This is a genomic window from Natronococcus jeotgali DSM 18795 (genome assembly GCF_000337695.1).
Taxonomy (GTDB): domain Archaea; phylum Halobacteriota; class Halobacteria; order Halobacteriales; family Natrialbaceae; genus Natronococcus; species Natronococcus jeotgali.
On sequence record NZ_AOIA01000160.1, the window covers coordinates 12,296 to 29,019 of the forward strand.

14 protein-coding genes are annotated in these 16,724 nt (G+C 66.3%); 7 read left to right on the forward strand and 7 right to left on the reverse strand.

The window, feature by feature from the left end:
* Positions 1-89: 89 nt before the first annotated feature.
* Genes C492_RS19375 through C492_RS19390 form a run of 4 tightly spaced genes read left to right on the forward strand, consistent with a single transcriptional unit; the run spans position 90 to position 2,631 of the window.
* Positions 90-557, forward strand: a complete 468-nt coding sequence (locus C492_RS19375; protein ID WP_008426762.1) for a 30S ribosomal protein S15 — start codon at positions 90-92, stop codon at positions 555-557.
* 3 nt (positions 558-560) lie between these two features.
* The gene (locus C492_RS19380; RefSeq protein WP_008426765.1) at positions 561-1,730 is read left to right on the forward strand and encodes a hypothetical protein; all 1,170 of its coding nucleotides are present in this window, start codon (positions 561-563) and stop codon (positions 1,728-1,730) included.
* On the forward strand, positions 1,727-1,993 hold the full coding sequence (locus tag C492_RS19385; protein WP_008426767.1) for a KEOPS complex subunit Pcc1: 267 nt from the start codon (positions 1,727-1,729) through the stop codon (positions 1,991-1,993). Before C492_RS19380 ends, C492_RS19385 begins: the two co-directional genes overlap by 4 nt.
* The gene (locus C492_RS19390; protein ID WP_008426768.1) at positions 1,990-2,631 is read left to right on the forward strand and encodes a 30S ribosomal protein S3ae; all 642 of its coding nucleotides are present in this window, start codon (positions 1,990-1,992) and stop codon (positions 2,629-2,631) included. The genes C492_RS19385 and C492_RS19390 overlap by 4 nt, the downstream gene beginning before the upstream one ends.
* A gap of 78 nt (positions 2,632-2,709) precedes the next feature.
* Here the strand turns inward: C492_RS19390 and C492_RS19395 are convergent, their stop codons facing one another.
* A complete protein-coding gene (locus C492_RS19395) occupies positions 2,710-3,147 on the reverse strand; it encodes a cupredoxin domain-containing protein (RefSeq protein ID WP_008426770.1) in 438 nt (145 codons plus the stop codon).
* 294 nt (positions 3,148-3,441) lie between these two features.
* Here C492_RS19395 and C492_RS19400 point away from each other — a divergent pair, with 294 nt between their 5' ends.
* From C492_RS19400 to C492_RS19410, 3 genes are all read left to right on the forward strand, one after another.
* Complete coding sequence (locus C492_RS19400) at positions 3,442-4,173, forward strand: protein sorting system archaetidylserine synthase (protein WP_008426772.1); 732 nt, start codon at positions 3,442-3,444, stop codon at positions 4,171-4,173.
* 66 nt (positions 4,174-4,239) lie between these two features.
* A complete protein-coding gene (locus C492_RS19405; protein WP_008426775.1) occupies positions 4,240-5,670 on the forward strand; it encodes a HEAT repeat domain-containing protein in 1,431 nt (476 codons plus the stop codon).
* 69 nt (positions 5,671-5,739) lie between these two features.
* Positions 5,740-7,530, forward strand: a complete 1,791-nt coding sequence (locus tag C492_RS19410) for a phospholipase D-like domain-containing protein (protein ID WP_008426777.1) — start codon at positions 5,740-5,742, stop codon at positions 7,528-7,530.
* 15 nt (positions 7,531-7,545) lie between these two features.
* Here the strand turns inward: C492_RS19410 and C492_RS19415 are convergent, their stop codons facing one another.
* The 6 genes from C492_RS19415 to C492_RS19440 all read right to left on the reverse strand — a co-directional run bounded on the left by C492_RS19415 (position 7,546) and on the right by C492_RS19440 (position 16,658).
* The gene (locus C492_RS19415) at positions 7,546-7,977 is read right to left on the reverse strand and encodes a metal-dependent transcriptional regulator (protein ID WP_008426779.1); all 432 of its coding nucleotides are present in this window, start codon (positions 7,975-7,977) and stop codon (positions 7,546-7,548) included.
* A gap of 58 nt (positions 7,978-8,035) precedes the next feature.
* Positions 8,036-8,530 (reverse strand): tumor suppressor TSBF1-like protein, encoded by a 495-nt coding sequence (locus C492_RS19420; protein ID WP_008426781.1) that lies wholly within the window; start codon positions 8,528-8,530, stop codon positions 8,036-8,038.
* Positions 8,531-8,825: 295 nt separating this feature from the next.
* The gene (gene sufD, locus C492_RS19425) at positions 8,826-10,040 is read right to left on the reverse strand and encodes a Fe-S cluster assembly protein SufD (RefSeq protein ID WP_008426783.1); all 1,215 of its coding nucleotides are present in this window, start codon (positions 10,038-10,040) and stop codon (positions 8,826-8,828) included.
* Position 10,041: 1 nt separating this feature from the next.
* The gene (sufB, locus tag C492_RS19430; RefSeq protein ID WP_008426784.1) at positions 10,042-11,472 is read right to left on the reverse strand and encodes a Fe-S cluster assembly protein SufB; all 1,431 of its coding nucleotides are present in this window, start codon (positions 11,470-11,472) and stop codon (positions 10,042-10,044) included.
* 61 nt (positions 11,473-11,533) lie between these two features.
* Entirely contained in the window at positions 11,534-12,451 is a 918-nt protein-coding gene (locus C492_RS19435; protein WP_008426787.1) for an ABC transporter ATP-binding protein, read from the reverse strand.
* Positions 12,452-12,686: 235 nt separating this feature from the next.
* Positions 12,687-16,658, reverse strand: a complete 3,972-nt coding sequence (locus C492_RS19440) for an intein-containing DNA polymerase II (protein ID WP_008426788.1) — start codon at positions 16,656-16,658, stop codon at positions 12,687-12,689.
* Positions 16,659-16,724: the final 66 nt, after the last annotated feature.

Below are 16,724 nucleotides of genomic sequence, written 5' to 3' on the forward strand. Positions count from 1 at the left end.
CGGGCGGCTTGGGATTGCGGAAGTGCACGGGCAGCCGGATCCCCGGCTGTCGAACGCTCGAGCGGTCAGTGCGGTTCCTATCCTCACCAATGGCACGAATGCATACCCGCCGTCGCGGCTCGTCCGGATCGGACAAGCCGACGGCAGACGAACCGCCGGAGTGGAGCGACGTCGACGCGGACGACATCGAAGCCCGCGTCGTCGAACTGGCAGAGCAGGGCCACGATCCCAGCCAGATCGGGCTCAAGCTGCGCGACGAGGGCGTCACGGGCACGCCCGTTCCGGACGTCAAGCTGGCGACCGGAAAGAAGATCACCGAGATCCTCGAGGAGAACGACGCGAAAGCCGATATCCCCGAGGACCTGCGCAGCCTGATGCAGCGGGCAGTCCGCCTGCGCGAGCACATCCGGGAGAACCCCCAGGACTACCAGAACAAGCGCGCCCTACAAAACACCGAGTCGAAGGTCCGCCGCCTCGTCGACTACTACCGCGGCGACGAACTCGAGGCCGACTTCCAGTACTCCTACGACGTGGCGGTCGAGCTCCTCGAGGAGTAAGCGATGTCCACGGAGGGTCGAACCGCCGAGACGACGCCAGCCCCCCTCGAGAGCGCGGGCTTCGTTCGGCTCGTCACGAGCGCCGACGGCGACGCGCTCGCGGCGACCGGACTGCTCGCGCGGGCGCTGCGCGAGCGCGGGACGCCGTTCCAGGCAACCGTCGGCCGCACCGTCGCTGAACGGTCCGAACGGGCGACGGCCGGCGAACCCGAGGCCGACGACGCGACGATCGTCGTCGGCGGCGCCGACGCGGACGTCGGCGCGGTTCGGCTCGACGCGACCGACAGGACGGCGACGCTCGAGGCCGTCGAACTCGTCCGCGAACTCGGCGAGACGCCCGACCTCGTCCTCGCGCTCGCGGGACTCGTCGCGGCCGGGAGCGACCCCGGCGCCGGCGAGAGCGAGTGGCTCCTCGAGACCGCGCGCGAGCGCGGTCTCGTCGAGCGCCGACCGGGCGTCGCGGTGCCGACCGCGGATCCCGTCGCGGGGCTCGCACACTCGACCCGCCTCCGCGCGCCGTGGTCCGGCGATCCGGACGCGGTTCGCGACGCGCTCGCGGCGCTCGAGGTTCCCGACGAGCCCGCGGCCGACGACCACCGGGCGATCGGCTCGCTGGTCGCCCTCGAGGTCGTCGGCGCCGCGGACGCGACCGACCGGAGCGCCGAGTCGATCGGGCGGGCACTGAAGCCGTACGCGACCCCCGAGGGGCCGTTCGCGACCGTCGGCGGCTACGCCGACGTGCTGGCGGCGACGGCCCGGACCGAACCGGGAACCGGCGTCGCGCTCGCGATGGGCCACGGCGTCGATCGAGCCGCGCTCGAGGCCTGGCGAACCCACGGCCGTCGCGCCCACGCGGCGCTCGATTCGGCCGCGGCGAGTCGCCATGACGGCCTGGTCGTCCTCGAGATCGAGGACGGACCCGTCGAGACGGTCGCCGAGCTCGCGGTCGCCTATCGCTCGCCCGAACCCGCCGTGTTGGCGGTCGGCGACGGCGAGGCGGCGCTGGTCGCGGCAGACGCCGCCGACGCGCCGATCGAGGCGATCGCGCGGACGCTCGCCGACGAAACCGGCGACGCCGTCGCGTACGACGAGGGGCCGCGACGCGGCTACCTGCGGTACGACCCCGACGTGGACGAGTCGACGATCACCGCGGCAGCGAGGGAGTTCCGATGAGCCGGCGCGCGACGATCCGGACGACCCACGACGATCCGGAGCTGATCGCGCGGGCGCTCGCGCCCGACAACACCGCCGAGATGGAGACGACGACGGAGGCCGACGCGGTCGTCACGCGGATCGAACGCGAGACGACCGCCGGGCTCCGCTCGACGGTCGACGACTACGCGGTCAACCTCGCGGTCGCGCTCGAGGTCGCACAGCACGCACACCCGACGGACGCGGGCACTGCGTCCGACACCCCAGATAACACAGAATCATGAGCGAACGTTCAGTTTCACGCACGAAACAGGAAAAGCGGTGGTACACCGTCCACGCTCCCGAGCAGTTCGACCGCACGGAGCTCGGCGAGACCCCCGCTGACGAACCGGAGAAAGTCTACGACCGAACCATCGAAACGACGCTCGGCGAGCTGACCGACAACGCCAGCGAGAACAACACGAAGCTGACCTTCAAGATCACCGACGTCGGCAGCGACGCGGCGTACACGGAGTTCCAGGAGCACGCGCTGACCCGCGACTACCTGCGCTCGCTGGTCCGTCGCGGCGCCTCGAAGATCGAGGCCTACGTCACCGTCCTCACGACCGACGACTACCGCGTCCAGGTCCAGCCCGTCGCCTTCACGACGAAAAAGGCCGACGCCAGCCAGGAGAAGGCCATCCGCGAGCGAATGGTCGAGATGATCGAGGAGGCTGCCGCCGAGCGCACCTTCGAGGAACTCATCGACAGCATCGTCGAGGGACGGCTCTCCTCGGCGATCTACGGCGAGGCCAAGACGATCTACCCGCTGCGCCGAGTCGAGATCCAGAAGACGTCCCTCGAGGCCCACCCCGAGGAAGTCGCCGAGGAGGAAGCGACCGCCGTCGACGTCGACGAGGAAGACGTCGCGACCGACGAGTAACCGGCGGTTCGGGATCGATTTCGTTTTTTCGGCCACCGTCGCGCGAACGCGAGGAGCCGGCGCTCGAGCGAGCCGAGACTACTCGACGACAATTTCGCCGATCATCCCACCCTTGACGTGGGGTTCGCAGATGTAGGTGTAGGTCCCGGCGACCTCGAAGGTGTGTTCGTACGTCTCACGGGGACTGAGCCCGCCGCCGCGGGACTCGTGCCAAGCGTCGATCGCCGCCTGCTCGCCGTCGTAGCCGCCGCTCGCGAAGTACGCGGCCTCGTCGGGGATCTGATCCTCGAGGGCGGTGACGGTGTGGTCGGCGCCGCTCGTGTTCTTCCAGACGACGGTCTCGCCGACGCTCGCCTCGTACGTTTCGGGGCGGAACGCGTTGCGGTTCATCCCGATGTCGAACCCCTCGTCGTCGCCCGTTTCGTCGTCCTCGAAGACGTTGAGAACGGACGCACAGCCGGCCAGACCGGCCGAGGCGGCGGTCCCGACGGCGGCGAGGTAGACGCGCCGGTTCATGCGCGGACGTTGGGACGGTCGCGACATAACGGCCCCGGTTCGATTCTCGAATCGGAACGCGCTGATCCGAACGGGTTCGCAAGTCGAGTGCGATCACGGGCCGGTCCGTCGCCGTAACCATCGGTCGGAGCCGATTGCACGCCGCGATGCGGCGTCGACGGAAACGAACGCGCGGACGCTCGAGCGCCGGATCGTTCGACTCGTCGCGACTCCTTTATGACGACGTCGAGTCGAATCAACGATAATTCCGACGAAACGAAAACACGTAAGGTATCCGCTACCCGTATCGAACGTATGCTTCCGCGGTTCGTCGGACGGCTGGGTGTCGCGGACGCGGTGACGATCGCCAACGCGACGCTGGGATTCGTCGCGATCGTCGTCGCGTTCGTCGAGATCGAACTCGCCGCGCGGCTGATCCTGTTGGCGGCGATCGCCGACGGACTGGACGGACTGCTCGCGCGCCGCTACGGCGGGACCGAGGCGGGCCCGTACCTCGACTCGCTTGCCGACGTCGCCTCCTTCTCGGTCGCCCCCGCAGTCCTCGCGTTCGTCGTCGTCACGGACGGGCTCGGGATCGGCTTCGGCGCCGTCACCGCCGAGTTGCTCGTCGTCACCGCGGTCTGTGCGCTGTTCGTCGCGATGGCGGTCACCCGACTCGGGCTGTACACCGCCTACGACGTGACCGGTTGCTACACCGAGGGCGTCCAGACGACGCTGGCGGCGACGATCATCGGCGCCGCGATCCTCGCGGGCGACCCCGCCGATGCACCCGTGCTCATCCTGGCGGTCACGGCCGCCTTTACCTACCTGATGGTCTCGCGAATCCGCTACCCCGACCTGCTCGCTCGAGACGCCGCCATCATGGGCGTCGTCCACGCGCTGGCGATCCTCGTGCCGACGGCCGCGGGTCGCACCTTCCCCTACGCCCTGCTGACGCTCGGGATCGCGTACATGACGCTGAGTCCCTGGCTCTACTGGCGACCGCAGCCCCGTCGGCCCGAAACCGACCTGCATGGAAACGCTTAGGAACGTGCTGACACGATCGGTACGTATGAACGAAGCCACGCGTCGGTGTCGTCCCCGGGTGAGTCGATGAGCGAGGACGAGACGAACGGCGACGACGCGCCGGCCGAGGAGCCGACCGAGGGGGATGGAGAACCGGACGCGAACGACGTCGCCGAGGACGTAAACGAGCTCGAGGCGATCCGCGGAGAGCTCGACGCCTTCGAAACCCAGATCGAGGAGTTCGAGGCCGAACTCGAGGCCGCCGAGACCGAGGACGACCTCGACGACGTCGAGCCGAAACTCGAGGCGTTTCGCGAGGAACTCGAGAATCTCGAGATCCCCGAACCGCCCGAGGAGGACGAAGACGACGAGGACGAGGAAGACGTCGTCCACCCCGAGGAGGAACTGCAGGACCGCTACGACGACATCGAGAGCGACCTCGAGGATCTCGAGGACGACCTCGAGGACCAGCGCGGTCCCTACGCCGAGGACGTGATCGGCGAGATCGAGGGCGTCAGCGGCACGATCACGGGCACCCGCTGGACGATCGAGGGCGAGGAGGAACTGATCGACGCCGTCGACGACTTCCTCGCTGACGCGAACGACCTGCTCGGCGCCTCGGTCTCGCTGCCCGACGATCTGGAGCCGACCGAAGGCGCCAAGCTCCGCGAGGACGCGCCGGATCCCGACGAGGAGGGCGTTCCCGAACGGCTCGCGACGACGCTCGAGGACGTTACCGACGCCGTCGAGGCCGCCGACCTCGACCCCGACGAGGACGCCGAGACGATCGCCGCCTTGCTCGAGGCGACCGACGAGTTCGAGGGCGACGTCGACGACGCCACCGAGTGGACCGACCTGAAGGTCCGCGAGCAGCTCCGCCGCGAGGGCTTTTACGACGTGCTCGACCACGTCAAGGACTTCCCGCCGGAGTGGCAAGCCCTGAAGGTCCACGAGAAGCGCGGCAACGTCGAGATGATCCTGCTCGCGCTGGACTCGCTGGGCTCGGAGTTCATGGAGGAACACTGCATGGAGTCACTGGAGCGAATGGGTCCTTCGGAGGCGACCGATGCGATGGTCCAGAAGGCCAACCGTCGGGATACGAAGGCCATGAGCATCCTCGGAAAGATCGGCGTCGCCGACGAACAGGTCGTCGAGACCCTGCTCGACTACGTCGACTCGAACATCCAGCTCCAGCGCCCCGCGTTCAGGGCGCTGGGCGAGATCGGCGCCGCGGACGCCGTGCAGCCGATCGCCGAGGAGCTCGCGACCAACGACGACCCGGCCGTCCGCAGCAACGCCGCCCGCGCGCTCGGGCTGATCGGTGACACCCGCGCTATCGATCCGCTGGCCGACGTTCTCGAGGACGACGACGCCGACCGCGTTCGAGCCAGTGCCGCCTGGGCGCTCAACCAGATCGGGACGGCGGACGCGCTCGAGATCGTCGCCGACTACGCCGACGACCGCGCCTACCTCGTCCAGGCCGAAGCCGAGCGCGCCGACCTCGAGCCCGCGGCCTGAGACGGACCGCCGTCCGCGAGCCCGCTCCGTTCCGCGAGTTTAAGCACGAAGCCGCGGCCAGACGAACCGATGCTTCGTCGGCGAATTGCGTTCGCTCTCGTCGCGACGGCGCTGCTGGTCGCCGCGGTACCCGCTCCGATCGTCGGCGGCGCCGGGACCCACTCACCGACTCCGCCGGACCCGTCCGTGACCGTTCCTCCCGCCTCCGGAACGGACGCGGTGGCGGGCGGGCCCTCGCCCGCTCTCGCGGACGCGACGACGCCCGCGGGAGGCGACCCCGTCTGTCCCCGGCCGACCGACGCCGCGGAGACGCCGTCGGACCCGCGGATCGTCGAACTCTACCCGAATCCGACCACGCACGGGAACGCCGGGGAGTACCTCGTCGTCGAGACGCCCCCGGAAACGAACCTCGGAAACTGGACGATTACGGACGGTCACACGACCGCACGGCTCCCGAACGAGACCGTGTCGGGTCGGATCGCGCTCACGACCGCGCCCGAAACGACGCGCGAACTGACCGACGATCCGGTCGCCGAACTCGAGGGCACGCTGCGACTCGCCGCCGACGGCGACGACCTCGAGCTTCGCGACGGCGATCGAGTCGCGGACGCGGTCGCGTACGATCGCGCGCCGACGGCCGAGCGGTGGTACCGAACGGGAGGGGACGCCGGCGACGCACCCGCCCGCGGCGAGTGGTGGCCCCGCGGCGCGACCTGCCTTCCGGTGTCGACAGCCGACGCCGACGAGGCGACCGCGTTCGTCCTCCCCGACGGCCCCGGCGTCCCGCGCGAAACGATCCGTTCTGCCGACGATCGGCTCCTGCTGGCGGGCTACACCGTCACCGACGACGAGATCGCCGACGACCTCGTCGCGGCGGCTGACCGGGGCGTCGACGTGTCGGTACTGCTCGAGGCGAGCCCCGTCGGCGGAACGCCCGCGGCGACCGCGTCGGTCCTCGAGACCCTCGAGCGCGGGGGCGTCGACGTCAGGGTCGTCGGGGGTCGGGACGCGCGCTACCGGTACCACCATCCGAAGTACGCCGTCGCCGACGAGACGGTCCTCGTGACGACGGAGAACTGGAAGGCCTCCGGGATCGGCGGCGAGTCGAGTCGCGGCTGGGGCGTCCGCGTCGAGAACGATCGACTCGCGGCCGACCTCGCCGCCGTGTTCGAGGCCGACTTCGAGGGATGGGACACCGAGTCCGGCACGTCCTACCTCGAGAACGCTTCGTTCGCCGAGGACGAACCGGCACCCTTGCGGGAGTTCGACTCGACTCACGAGCCCGAGACGGTTCCCGTCGACTCGGCCGAACTCCTGCTCGCTCCCGAGAACGCGGAGGGACGGCTCGGCGAGCTACTCGCCAGCGCCGACGACGAGATCCTGATCAAGCAGGCCAGTATCGCCGCGGACGTCTCGTTGCTCCAAGAGGCGATCGACGCGGCGCGTCGCGGCGTCGACGTTCGGATCCTGCTCGACTCGAGCTGGTACGTCGAGGAGGAAAACGGAGCGCTGGTCGACGAACTCGAGCGAACGGCCGACGAGGAGGAGCTTCCGCTGGAGGCCGCCCTCGTCGAGGAGGGCGACGCGTTCGAAAAGATCCACGCGAAGGGGATCGTGATCGACCGCGAGACCGTCGTCGTCGGCAGCGCCAACTGGAACGACAACTCGCTGCGAAACAACCGGGAGGTGTTACTCGCCGTGCACGGATCGGCGGCGGCGAACTACTACGCGACGGTCTTCGAGGACGACTGGAACGGCGAGACGTGGTCGCTTCCGATCGAGCTCTCGGCGACCGTCGTTGTGGCGCTCGTCTGTGCGGCGATCGTCGGTCGCCGATACGTCCGGTTCGGCTCGGAGTGAGCCCCTTCGGGAACCCTAGTCCGCTCGGCTCGGTTCGACCTCGAGGTACTTACAGCAGTCCGCCTCGGGGTCGAAACAGTCGGGACACTCCTCGGGGCGGTCGATGATCGTGTCGAGCCGGTCGGCGACGGTGTCGTCGATCACCGCCTCGAGAGCGTGGGCCTCCTCGCGGAACTCTTCGACCTCGAGGACGTTCGCGAGGAACCGCTCGATGATGCAGTACGTCTGGAGGGCGTCGTGGGCGCGCTCGAGTCCCTCGTCGGTGAGGCTGGCTCCCTTGTACTTCTCGTGCTCGACGAGTTCCCGGCTCTCGAGCTTGCCGACCATCTCGTTGACGCTGGCCGGGCTGACCCCGAGGAGGTCGGCGAGGGTGCCGGTCGAGGCCGGTCCGTCGTCGATGCGCTGTGCGAGATAGATCGCCTTGAGATACTGGTCTGCGGTATTCATCGCGGTCCTCCGTCAGTGTCGGTGTCGGTCGTCGGTCGTCGCGAACTCCGGACGCCGATCATGCTCTGCGCTCCATGATCTCGGTTACCTCCTCGACGCCCTCCCGTTCCTCCTCGCGGATGTCGTACAGCGTCTCCAGCAATCGCTCGCGGTCGATGTCGAACGCCGCGTCCGACGCCTCGACCGCCTCGATCAGATCGTCGTAGAACTTGTAGGCGGTTTCCTCGTTACAGAGTTGATCGTAGAGCACGCCGTCGGTGTCCTCGGGAGGGCCGTACTGCGCGTCGACCAACGCGTTGATCTCCTCGTAGGCGACGGTTTCGGCCTCGAGCTCGTCGACCAGTGCCTCGAGCCGTTCGCGGTGTTCGGCGGATTCGTCGGCAGCGTCGGCGAGCAGCGCTCGCACCTCCTCGTCGATCGCCTCGCGCTCGTCGGCGGGCAACGACTCGAGGTGGTGGGCGGCGCGGGATTCGACCACCTCCTCCAGAACGACGCCGATCTGGAGGAGTCGGGCGAGCTGGTGGTCGCTCGAGACGCGCTGTCCCAGACTCATACCCGTATCGTGGGTGAGCGCGCTACTTAACTTCAGGCATCTTCCCGGCTCGTCGCCGAGGCGTCTCGTCGGCCCCGACCGCACCGCGGTGTGCGACGAGCCACCGAACGTAGTCACTCCGGCTCCCGATTCTTAGACGCCGTTCTCCCGCTCGAGGGCGGCGAACGTGTCGCCGTCGAACTCGACGGACAGCTTCCGCATCACTCCTCGGTGCCGGGGTCCACTACAAAAGAACTCGGCAGACGAGCCGCGTTTCGTTTTCGCCCCGAAATCGGACCGAGGGTGGAGCGTCTCGTCAGTCGCGCTGGTGAAGCCGGGAGACGACCAGTTCCTCGAGGTCCTCGCGGAGCTCGTCGACCGCGATCTCCTCGAGGACGGGCGTGAAGAACCCTTCGACGAGCATGTTCCGCGCAGCGCGGGGGTCGACCCCGCGGGAGATCATGTAGAACAGCTCCTCCTGGTCGATCTGGCCGACCGTCGCCGAGTGGCTGGCTTCGGTGTCGTGGTTGTTGATGATCAGCTTCGGCGAGGCGTCGGCCTCGCTCTCGTCGGAGAGCATCAGCGTGTTCTCGCGCTGGTAGGAGCTCGTGTCCCAGGCCTCGCGGCCGACGTCCTGGACGCCCTCGTAGACCGAGCGGGCGACGTCGTCGGTGACGCCGCGGGTGACCAGATCGGCGGTCGTGTGCTCGGCGCGGTGCCAGACCTTCGCGTCGAGGTCGAAGTGCTGATCGTTGTGCCCGTAGAAGGCGCCGACGATCTGGGTCTCGGAGCCATCGCCGTTGAGCTCCGTCGAGACGCCGGACTTGGTCAGCTGCGTGCCGAGGTTGACCTCGATCCAGTCGATCGTGGCGTAGGTATCGGCGTCGCCACGTTTGGCGGCGAAGTTGTACGCCTCCTCCGAGAGGTTCTGGAGGCTACCGTACTGGACGTTGCTGTTCTCGCCGGCGGCGACTTCGACGATCCCGCTGTAGTACTGCTCGTCCTGCTCGGTGCCGGTCGACTGCCGCTCGAGGATCGTCACCGAACTCGACTCCTCGGCGACGACGAGCGTGTAGTTGAACAGCGAGCGGGAGTTCTGCTCGGTCCGGATCGTGACGTCCTCGGCGTCGACGCCCTCGGGGACGTAGATCACGGTCCCGGTGCTAAACAGCGCAGTCGAAAGCGCCGTCAGGTAGTTCTCCTGGGGATCGACGATGGAACCGAAGTGCTCCCGCAGGAGCTCCTCGTGCTCGTCGACGGCCTCGCTCCAGGGCAGGACCTCGGCCTCGTCGGGGCCGATCTGGTCTTTGTTCTCCGCGGCGTTGAGCGGATCCACGAGCGACTCGAAGTCGAGCTCGTGAAGGTTCGTCCAGTCCCGCCCCGGCGTCCGGATGACGTCGGGCATCTCGAGGGACTCGAGGGCCTCGAGGGCCTCGAGACGGGTCTCGAGGAGCCACTCGGGCTCGTCGAGATTGCCGCTGATCTCGCGTACCTGCTCGTCCGTCAGATTGGCGTGTACCTGCGTGCTCATGTTATCCGAGGCTTCCCTCCATCTCGAGTTCGATGAGGCGGTTGAGTTCGACCGCGTACTCGATGGGCAGTTCCTCCGTGATCGGCTCGATGAAGCCGGCGACGATCATCTTCTTGGCGTCGTCGTCGTCGAGTCCGCGGCTCTGCAGATAGAAGATGTCCTCGTCGCCGATCTTGCCGACGGTCGCCTCGTGGGCGACGTCGACCTTCGACTCCTCGATCTCCATGTACGGCATGGTGTCCGAGGTGGACTCGTTGTCGAACATCAGGGCGTCACACTCGACGGCGGTCGAGGAGTTCTCGGCGCCGTCGGCGATGTGGACGAGGCCGCGGTAGTTGGTGCGGCCGCCGTCCTTCGAGATCGACTTCGACTCGATGGTCGAGGACGTCTCGGGCGCGTTGTGATAGACCTTCGCGCCGGTGTCGATGTCCTGATCCTCGCCCGCGAAGGCGATGGTGATGTGGGTGTCGGTCGCGCCGCGACCCTTGAGGATCGTACACGGGTAGAGCATGGTCGCTTTCGAACCCATCGAGCCCGAGACCCACTCCATGGTGCCGTTCTCCTCGACAATGGCGCGTTTGGTGTTGAGGTTGAACGTGTTCTTCGACCAGTTCTGTACCGTGGAGTACTGGACGTGGGCGTCCTCGCCGACGAAGACCTCAACGCCCCCGCTGTGGAGGTTGTGGGTGCCGTACTTCGGCGCGGAACAGCCCTCGATGTAGTGGACCTCCGAGCCCTCCTCGGCGATGATGAGCGTGTGCTCGAACTGGCCCATCCCCTCGGAGTTCATCCGGAAGTACGCCTGCACGGGCATCTCGACGGTGACGCCCTCGGGGACGTAGACGAACGAGCCGCCCGACCAGACGGCGCCGTGGAGCGCGGCGAACTTGTTGTCGCTCGGGGGGACACAGGTCGTCATGAAGTGCTCTTTGACGAGCTCAGGGTGCTCCTGAACCGCCTTGTCCATGTTCATGAAGATGACGCCCTTCTCCTCCCACTGCTCTTGCATGTTCTGGTAGACGACCTCCGATTCGTACTGGGCGCCGACGCCCGAGAGGGCGTTCTTCTCGGCTTCCGGGATGCCCAGCTTGTCGAAGGTGTCCTTGATCTCGTCGGGGAGCTCGGTCCAGTCGTCGACACCCTCGCGCTTGTCGACGTCCGGCCGGATGTAGGGGACGATCTCCTCGATGTCCAGCTCGGTCAGGTCCGGCTGACCGGGCCAGTCGGTCGGCATCGGCATGTTCTGGTACTGCTTGAGCGCGCGCAGACGCCGCTCGAGCATCCAGTCGGGCTCGTCTTTGTCCTCGGAGATCATCCGGATGACCTCTTCGGTCAGGCCCTTGTCGGACTTGACGGCGGCGTTTTGCTCCTTCTTGAACTCGAAGCGCGCCTCGGTGTCGGTGTCTTTGAGGTGGTCTTGTTCGGAACTCATGATTGGTATGTATTCGTGTTTACGGCTGTAGCGTTATTACGGTTGTTCTAGTCGAATCCGGTTACGCCGTGCCGTAGACCTCGTCGCGGACCCAGTCGTACCCCTTGTCCTCGAGTTCCTCTGCGAGCGAGGCGTCGCCGCTTTTGGCGATCTGGCCGTCGAGCATCACGTGGACGTGATCGGGCTCGACGTAGTCGAGGATGCGCTGGTAGTGGGTGATCTGGAGGATCCCGGTGCCCTGCTCGTCGCGAAGGGCGTTGATCCCGTTCGAGACGTCCTGCAGGCGGTCGATGTCGAGCCCGGAGTCGATCTCGTCTAAGACGGCGACCGACGGCTCGAGGATGGCGGCCTGGAGGACCTCGTTCTGTTTCTTCTCGCCGCCGGAGAAGCCGGCGTTGAGGTAGCGCTGGGCGAACCGCTCGTCCATGTCCAGTTGCTCCATCTTCTCCTGGAGGATCTGCTGGAACTCGGCGACGCCGACCTCGCCTTCGTCGACGTTACCTTCCATCGGCGACGTCTCGAAGCCTTCGTCCTCCTCCGCTTCCGCTTCCGCTTCCGCTTCGTCCTCGTCCTCGAAGAGCTCCTCGCGCTCCTCGATTTTGGCGTTGAGCGCCGTGCGGAGGAAGTTCGTCATCGTGACGCCCTCGATCTCGGCGGGGTACTGGAAGCCCAGGAAGACGCCCAGCGCCGCGCGCTCGTTGGGCTCGAGTTCCAGCAGGTTCCAGGTGCGCTGGTCCTCGTCGATCTCGACGTCGTCGCCGAACTCGTCGTCCTCGAGGTGGATCAGCACCTCGCCCTCGGTGACCTCGTAGGCCGGGTGGCCGGCGATGACCTTCGCGGTCGTCGACTTCCCGGAGCCGTTCGGCCCCATCAGGGCGTGGATCTCGCCCGACTCGACCTCGAGGTCGACGCCCTCGAGGATCTTCTCGTCGCCGTCCGCCACTTCCGCGTGCAGGTTGGATAGTTCGAGGCGTGCCATAGTACTCTGTCGTGTAAACCGTGGGTCGTCCGCCTGATAACGGTTTCGTATGCGATTGGATACGGTTTCGAATGGCGAAGAATATTTTTCTGAACCGGAACCGTCGCCGCCGACTGCGCGACGTCGCCACCGACCGATAACGGCGCAATGGCGGTTCAGCGTGCCATTTTGTCGTGGATTGGGGTCCACGAGACGGACGACGCTCCGGCGGTGCCTGCGCTCTCGAACCGACCGCCTACCAGTACTGGTCGAGCCCGGTCTGTTCCTGGCCCGACCTCACTTCCTCCCAGGAGACGTCAAGCGCCTCGAGGATCCGCGAGATCGGTCCCTTCAGCGTCTTCTCGAGCATGGTGTCGTAGTCGACCGCGAACTCCTCGGGGATCTGGTCCTCGTACTCGAAGCAGATGACGTCTGGGTCGCGCTTGAACGCGCCGTAGACGGGGTCCCGGCGCGCGTCGAGCCCTTCCTCGTCCTCGAGGCGCTCGAAGAAGGCGGGATCGACGCGCTCGAGGTAGAGTCGCTTGGGCTTGCTTCCGCGCTGGAAGTTCGTCCCGAGCAGCTGATTCGCGTACTTCGCGCCCCGAACCTGGGCGGTGTCGGTGTCGTAGTTGTCCAGGCGCTTGCCGATCCCGCCCGGAATAGCGAGGTCGTCGAGGCTTATCTCGCCCGCGCGAACGTCCTCGATAACGCCCTGGACGTACTCCTTGGCGCCCTCGATGTCACCCTCCTTGACGATCATCTCGATGACCCGATGCTGGACCTCCTTGGTGATCGGGGCGATATCGGAGCGCTGGTACTCGAAACCGACGATGTCGACGTCGTCGACGTCCTTTCCCTCCTTCCAGGTGATGTGGCCGGCGTAGCGTTTCTTCTTGCCCGCCTGGAAGAAGCGCCGGTAGAGCTTCTCGAACTCGATCTGGAAGCGGTGGAACTCCGCGTTCAGTTCGTCGCGCGCGAAGTCGTCGTAGCGGTCGTTGATGTGCTCTTCAATCGCGAAGGACTGCTCGATGGCTTCGGACTTCGAGACGTCGGGGCCGAGCTCGAGCATAACGGAGTCCGTATCACCATACGTAACCTGATAATCAAGCTCGTCCGCGGCAGTCTCGGTAAATTCGATCACCTCGCGCCCAGTAGCGGTGATCGCGGATGCTGCTTCCTTATCATACAGTCTGAATTGTTCCCATCCCGACACGCCGTACAGGGATTGGCCGACGAACTGGAACTTCCCGTTTCGTCCTGCGAGCAGCGTGTGATTGTCCTCGACGGTAACGCAGTAGACGCCGTTCTCGGCCGTACTCCGGGATGAGCTTCGATGCATCCGAAGTGTGTTCTTCGACGCTTCCGTCACGTAGATCCGCCACGTCCCGCTGTCTCGGCTGTAGTTGGCGGTCAGTCCGAGGTGTGCACAGAGCCGAAGAACGTCGTCTCGAAGCTCGTCGCTCGAGGTAGAGTATCGCCACGAGTTCACCTGTCGGTCGCCGTCCCCGTCGATGAGAACCTCCAGAAACCGTCGCTTCTGTCGGCGACTACACTCGAAGACGAGGTCGGGAATTCGTTTCTCGAAACTCCCGTCGCCACAGCGTTCGGTCATGAGGTCCCCGAGAAGCTTCGACGTGATCGTATACGACCGATCGTCGACGTACGAGTCGAATCCCATCCCGTCGAGGAGTTCGCCGATCGTCGCGTGGTGATTTTCACCCCCGTCAGCGACGGGACGATCGTCCTGCGCGAGTTTAACGGTCGTCGCAGAGCCACGGAAGTTCTCGCCGAACTGCTTGTCCTCGGACGTGTAGACGTTTCCTTCCGTTACGAACCACGCAAGTAGATCGAGGAAATCGTCGCCGTCGTACGTCCGCGGAATCCACTTCCGACCGGATACACGGTGAACGAAGCTCGTCTCGCAGACGTCTTCGATGTACTCGCGGTGCTGCTCGAACTCCTCGGCAGTGAACACGTAGCCTACCTCCCCCACGTCGGCTTTCGGCACGCGACGCGGTGTCCAACCCAGTTCTGCGGTGAACGTGTGGCCGTGAACGGACGGTCGAACCCACACCTCGTACTCGCCGTCGATCAGTTCCGTCAGATCGACTTCCTCGAGTTCGTCACCGTCGGGCCCCTCCCAGTCGTGGGGTAGTTCATAGTTCGTCGCCCGGTCGAGGTCCCCGGCCTCGACGAACCTGTATTCGTCTTCCGTGATCCCGTTCGTCTCGTTCTTGCGGACGAGCATTCGGTGATTCGGCGTGACGCTAAAATCGATCTTGCTCGTCTCGATATCGATCAGATCGCCGTCGTAGTCGGGATAGGCGTGGGTTTCGACGACGGACTTCGTCTCCAGTTTCTCGGTTTCCGGATCGAGCGAGTACACTTCGTCACCGACCTCGAGGTCGGTAATCTCTCGGACGCCGTCGGGAGTCACTACCTCCGTGTCCGGCGTGAAACAGTTCATGATAACCTTTACCGCACCCTGCTGGCGGTCGTACTGCTCGTACGCCGGCGTTCCGGGCTCGTGTTCGTTCCGAAGCCCCTTCTTCTCCTCGCGCTCGGCGAGCAGCTCCGTGATCATCTCGCGCATCACGCCGTCGGGCTCCTTCCGGAAGTGGATCGGTTCCGGTTGGGTCGGCGCGGTGTAGGTCTCCCCGTCGTACTCGTCGGGATCGACCCGCGTCTCCGGCGAAGCGTTGATCGTCGTCATACACATCGGGTACAGCGACTTCAGGTCCAGCACGGTGACGTTTTCCTTGACGCCGGTGATCGGGTCGAAGACGGCCCCGCCCTCGTACTCCTCGCCGGCGTCCTGTTGGCCCTTCGAGGGGAGGGCGAACTGCCCGTGGGCCTGGTGGAGGACGTACATGTCAACTGCATCGCCGGGGGTGGGGGCGTCCTCGAGTTTGCAGCCGACGAACGAGCGGACCTCGTCCCAGAAGGGGACGATCTCCTGCTGGCGGTCGAGTTCGACGCAGATCTCGACGTCCCGGAGGTTGTACGCGAGCAGCTGCGTCGGGTCGTCCTCCCAGAGGTCGCCGATGTCGCCGGCGTAGCGTTCCTTGCCGACCCCGAGTTCGGACTCGCCGACGGCGTCCAGCCGGTAGGAGTCGAGTTCGGAGAAGACCATCCGCTGGTAGCCGTACAGCAGGTCGAAGACGACTCGACCCTTGATGTCGGGACCGCCCCAGTTGCTGCGCCAGACCTCCTCGACCCGCGAGAGGCGATCGATCTCGAGGTCGTACTCGTGGCCGCCCTGGAGTACCTCGAGTCGATCCAGCAGGTACGGCGCGTCGAAGTCCTCGAAGTTCCACCCCGTTAGCACGTCCGGGTCGGTCTCCCGGATGTATTCGATGAACGCCTCGAGCATCGCCTCCTCCTCGTCGAAGCTCCGGACCTCGTGGTCCAGCGGTCCCTCGATGGGATCGTACTCCTCGACGGCCTCGGGGATCGGTCCGTCGCCGATCGGCGCCTCGTAGAGCCACATGACGTACTCGTCGCGATAGGAGTCGTGGCTGGTGAGACAGACGATCGGCTCCTCCCCGTCCTCGGGGAATCCGGAGCGGTCGTCGACCTCGATGTCGAACGTGTTGACCCGCGGCTCGGCGTCGACCTCGACCGCCTCGACCTCCTCGTGGGGGACGACCAGCGAGTCGTCCTCGGCCCGCCGCTCGGGAACCCGGATCCCGCTGCGGACGTCCTTGTCGATGAGAAATCGGTTCGGGAAGAGGATGTCGGCTTCGTAGTGTTCGAACTCGTCGCGGACCTGCCCGACGTCGCGGGGCGTCTGGCCGAAGATCTTCGTCAGCTTCTCCCCGCGGATGCTCTCGTAGGGCTCGCCGTCCTCGTCCACTTCGCGGCTCCCGGTGAGTCGGTCGTACGCTTCCTCGGGCGGACGCTCGAGACTCGCCGTCGGCGCGTAGAAGTACGGACGAAAGCCGACGATCTGGATGTGCTCGAGCGTTCCGTCGGTCGTCCGTCCGAAGACGTGCATGATCGGTCGCTCGTCGTCGCCGTAGCCGGCGATCGTGTAGTCGACCTGCATCACGGCGAGATCGAGTTCCCCCCGCGATTCGGGAAGCGTCTCCTCGACGACGTCGATCACGTCGGCGGCGCTCGAGCCGCCGTTGCCTGCGACGTGTGCCGCCTCCGCGTCCGGTCGGTCGCTGGGTTCGTCGGACCCCGATCCGAAATCCGCGAGTCCGCTCTGTCCCGCCTCGGTCATGGTACCGGAGTTCGGCGCCGCCGGTTAAAAACCCACCATTCCCGGTTCGCTGCGGTACCGGCGAAA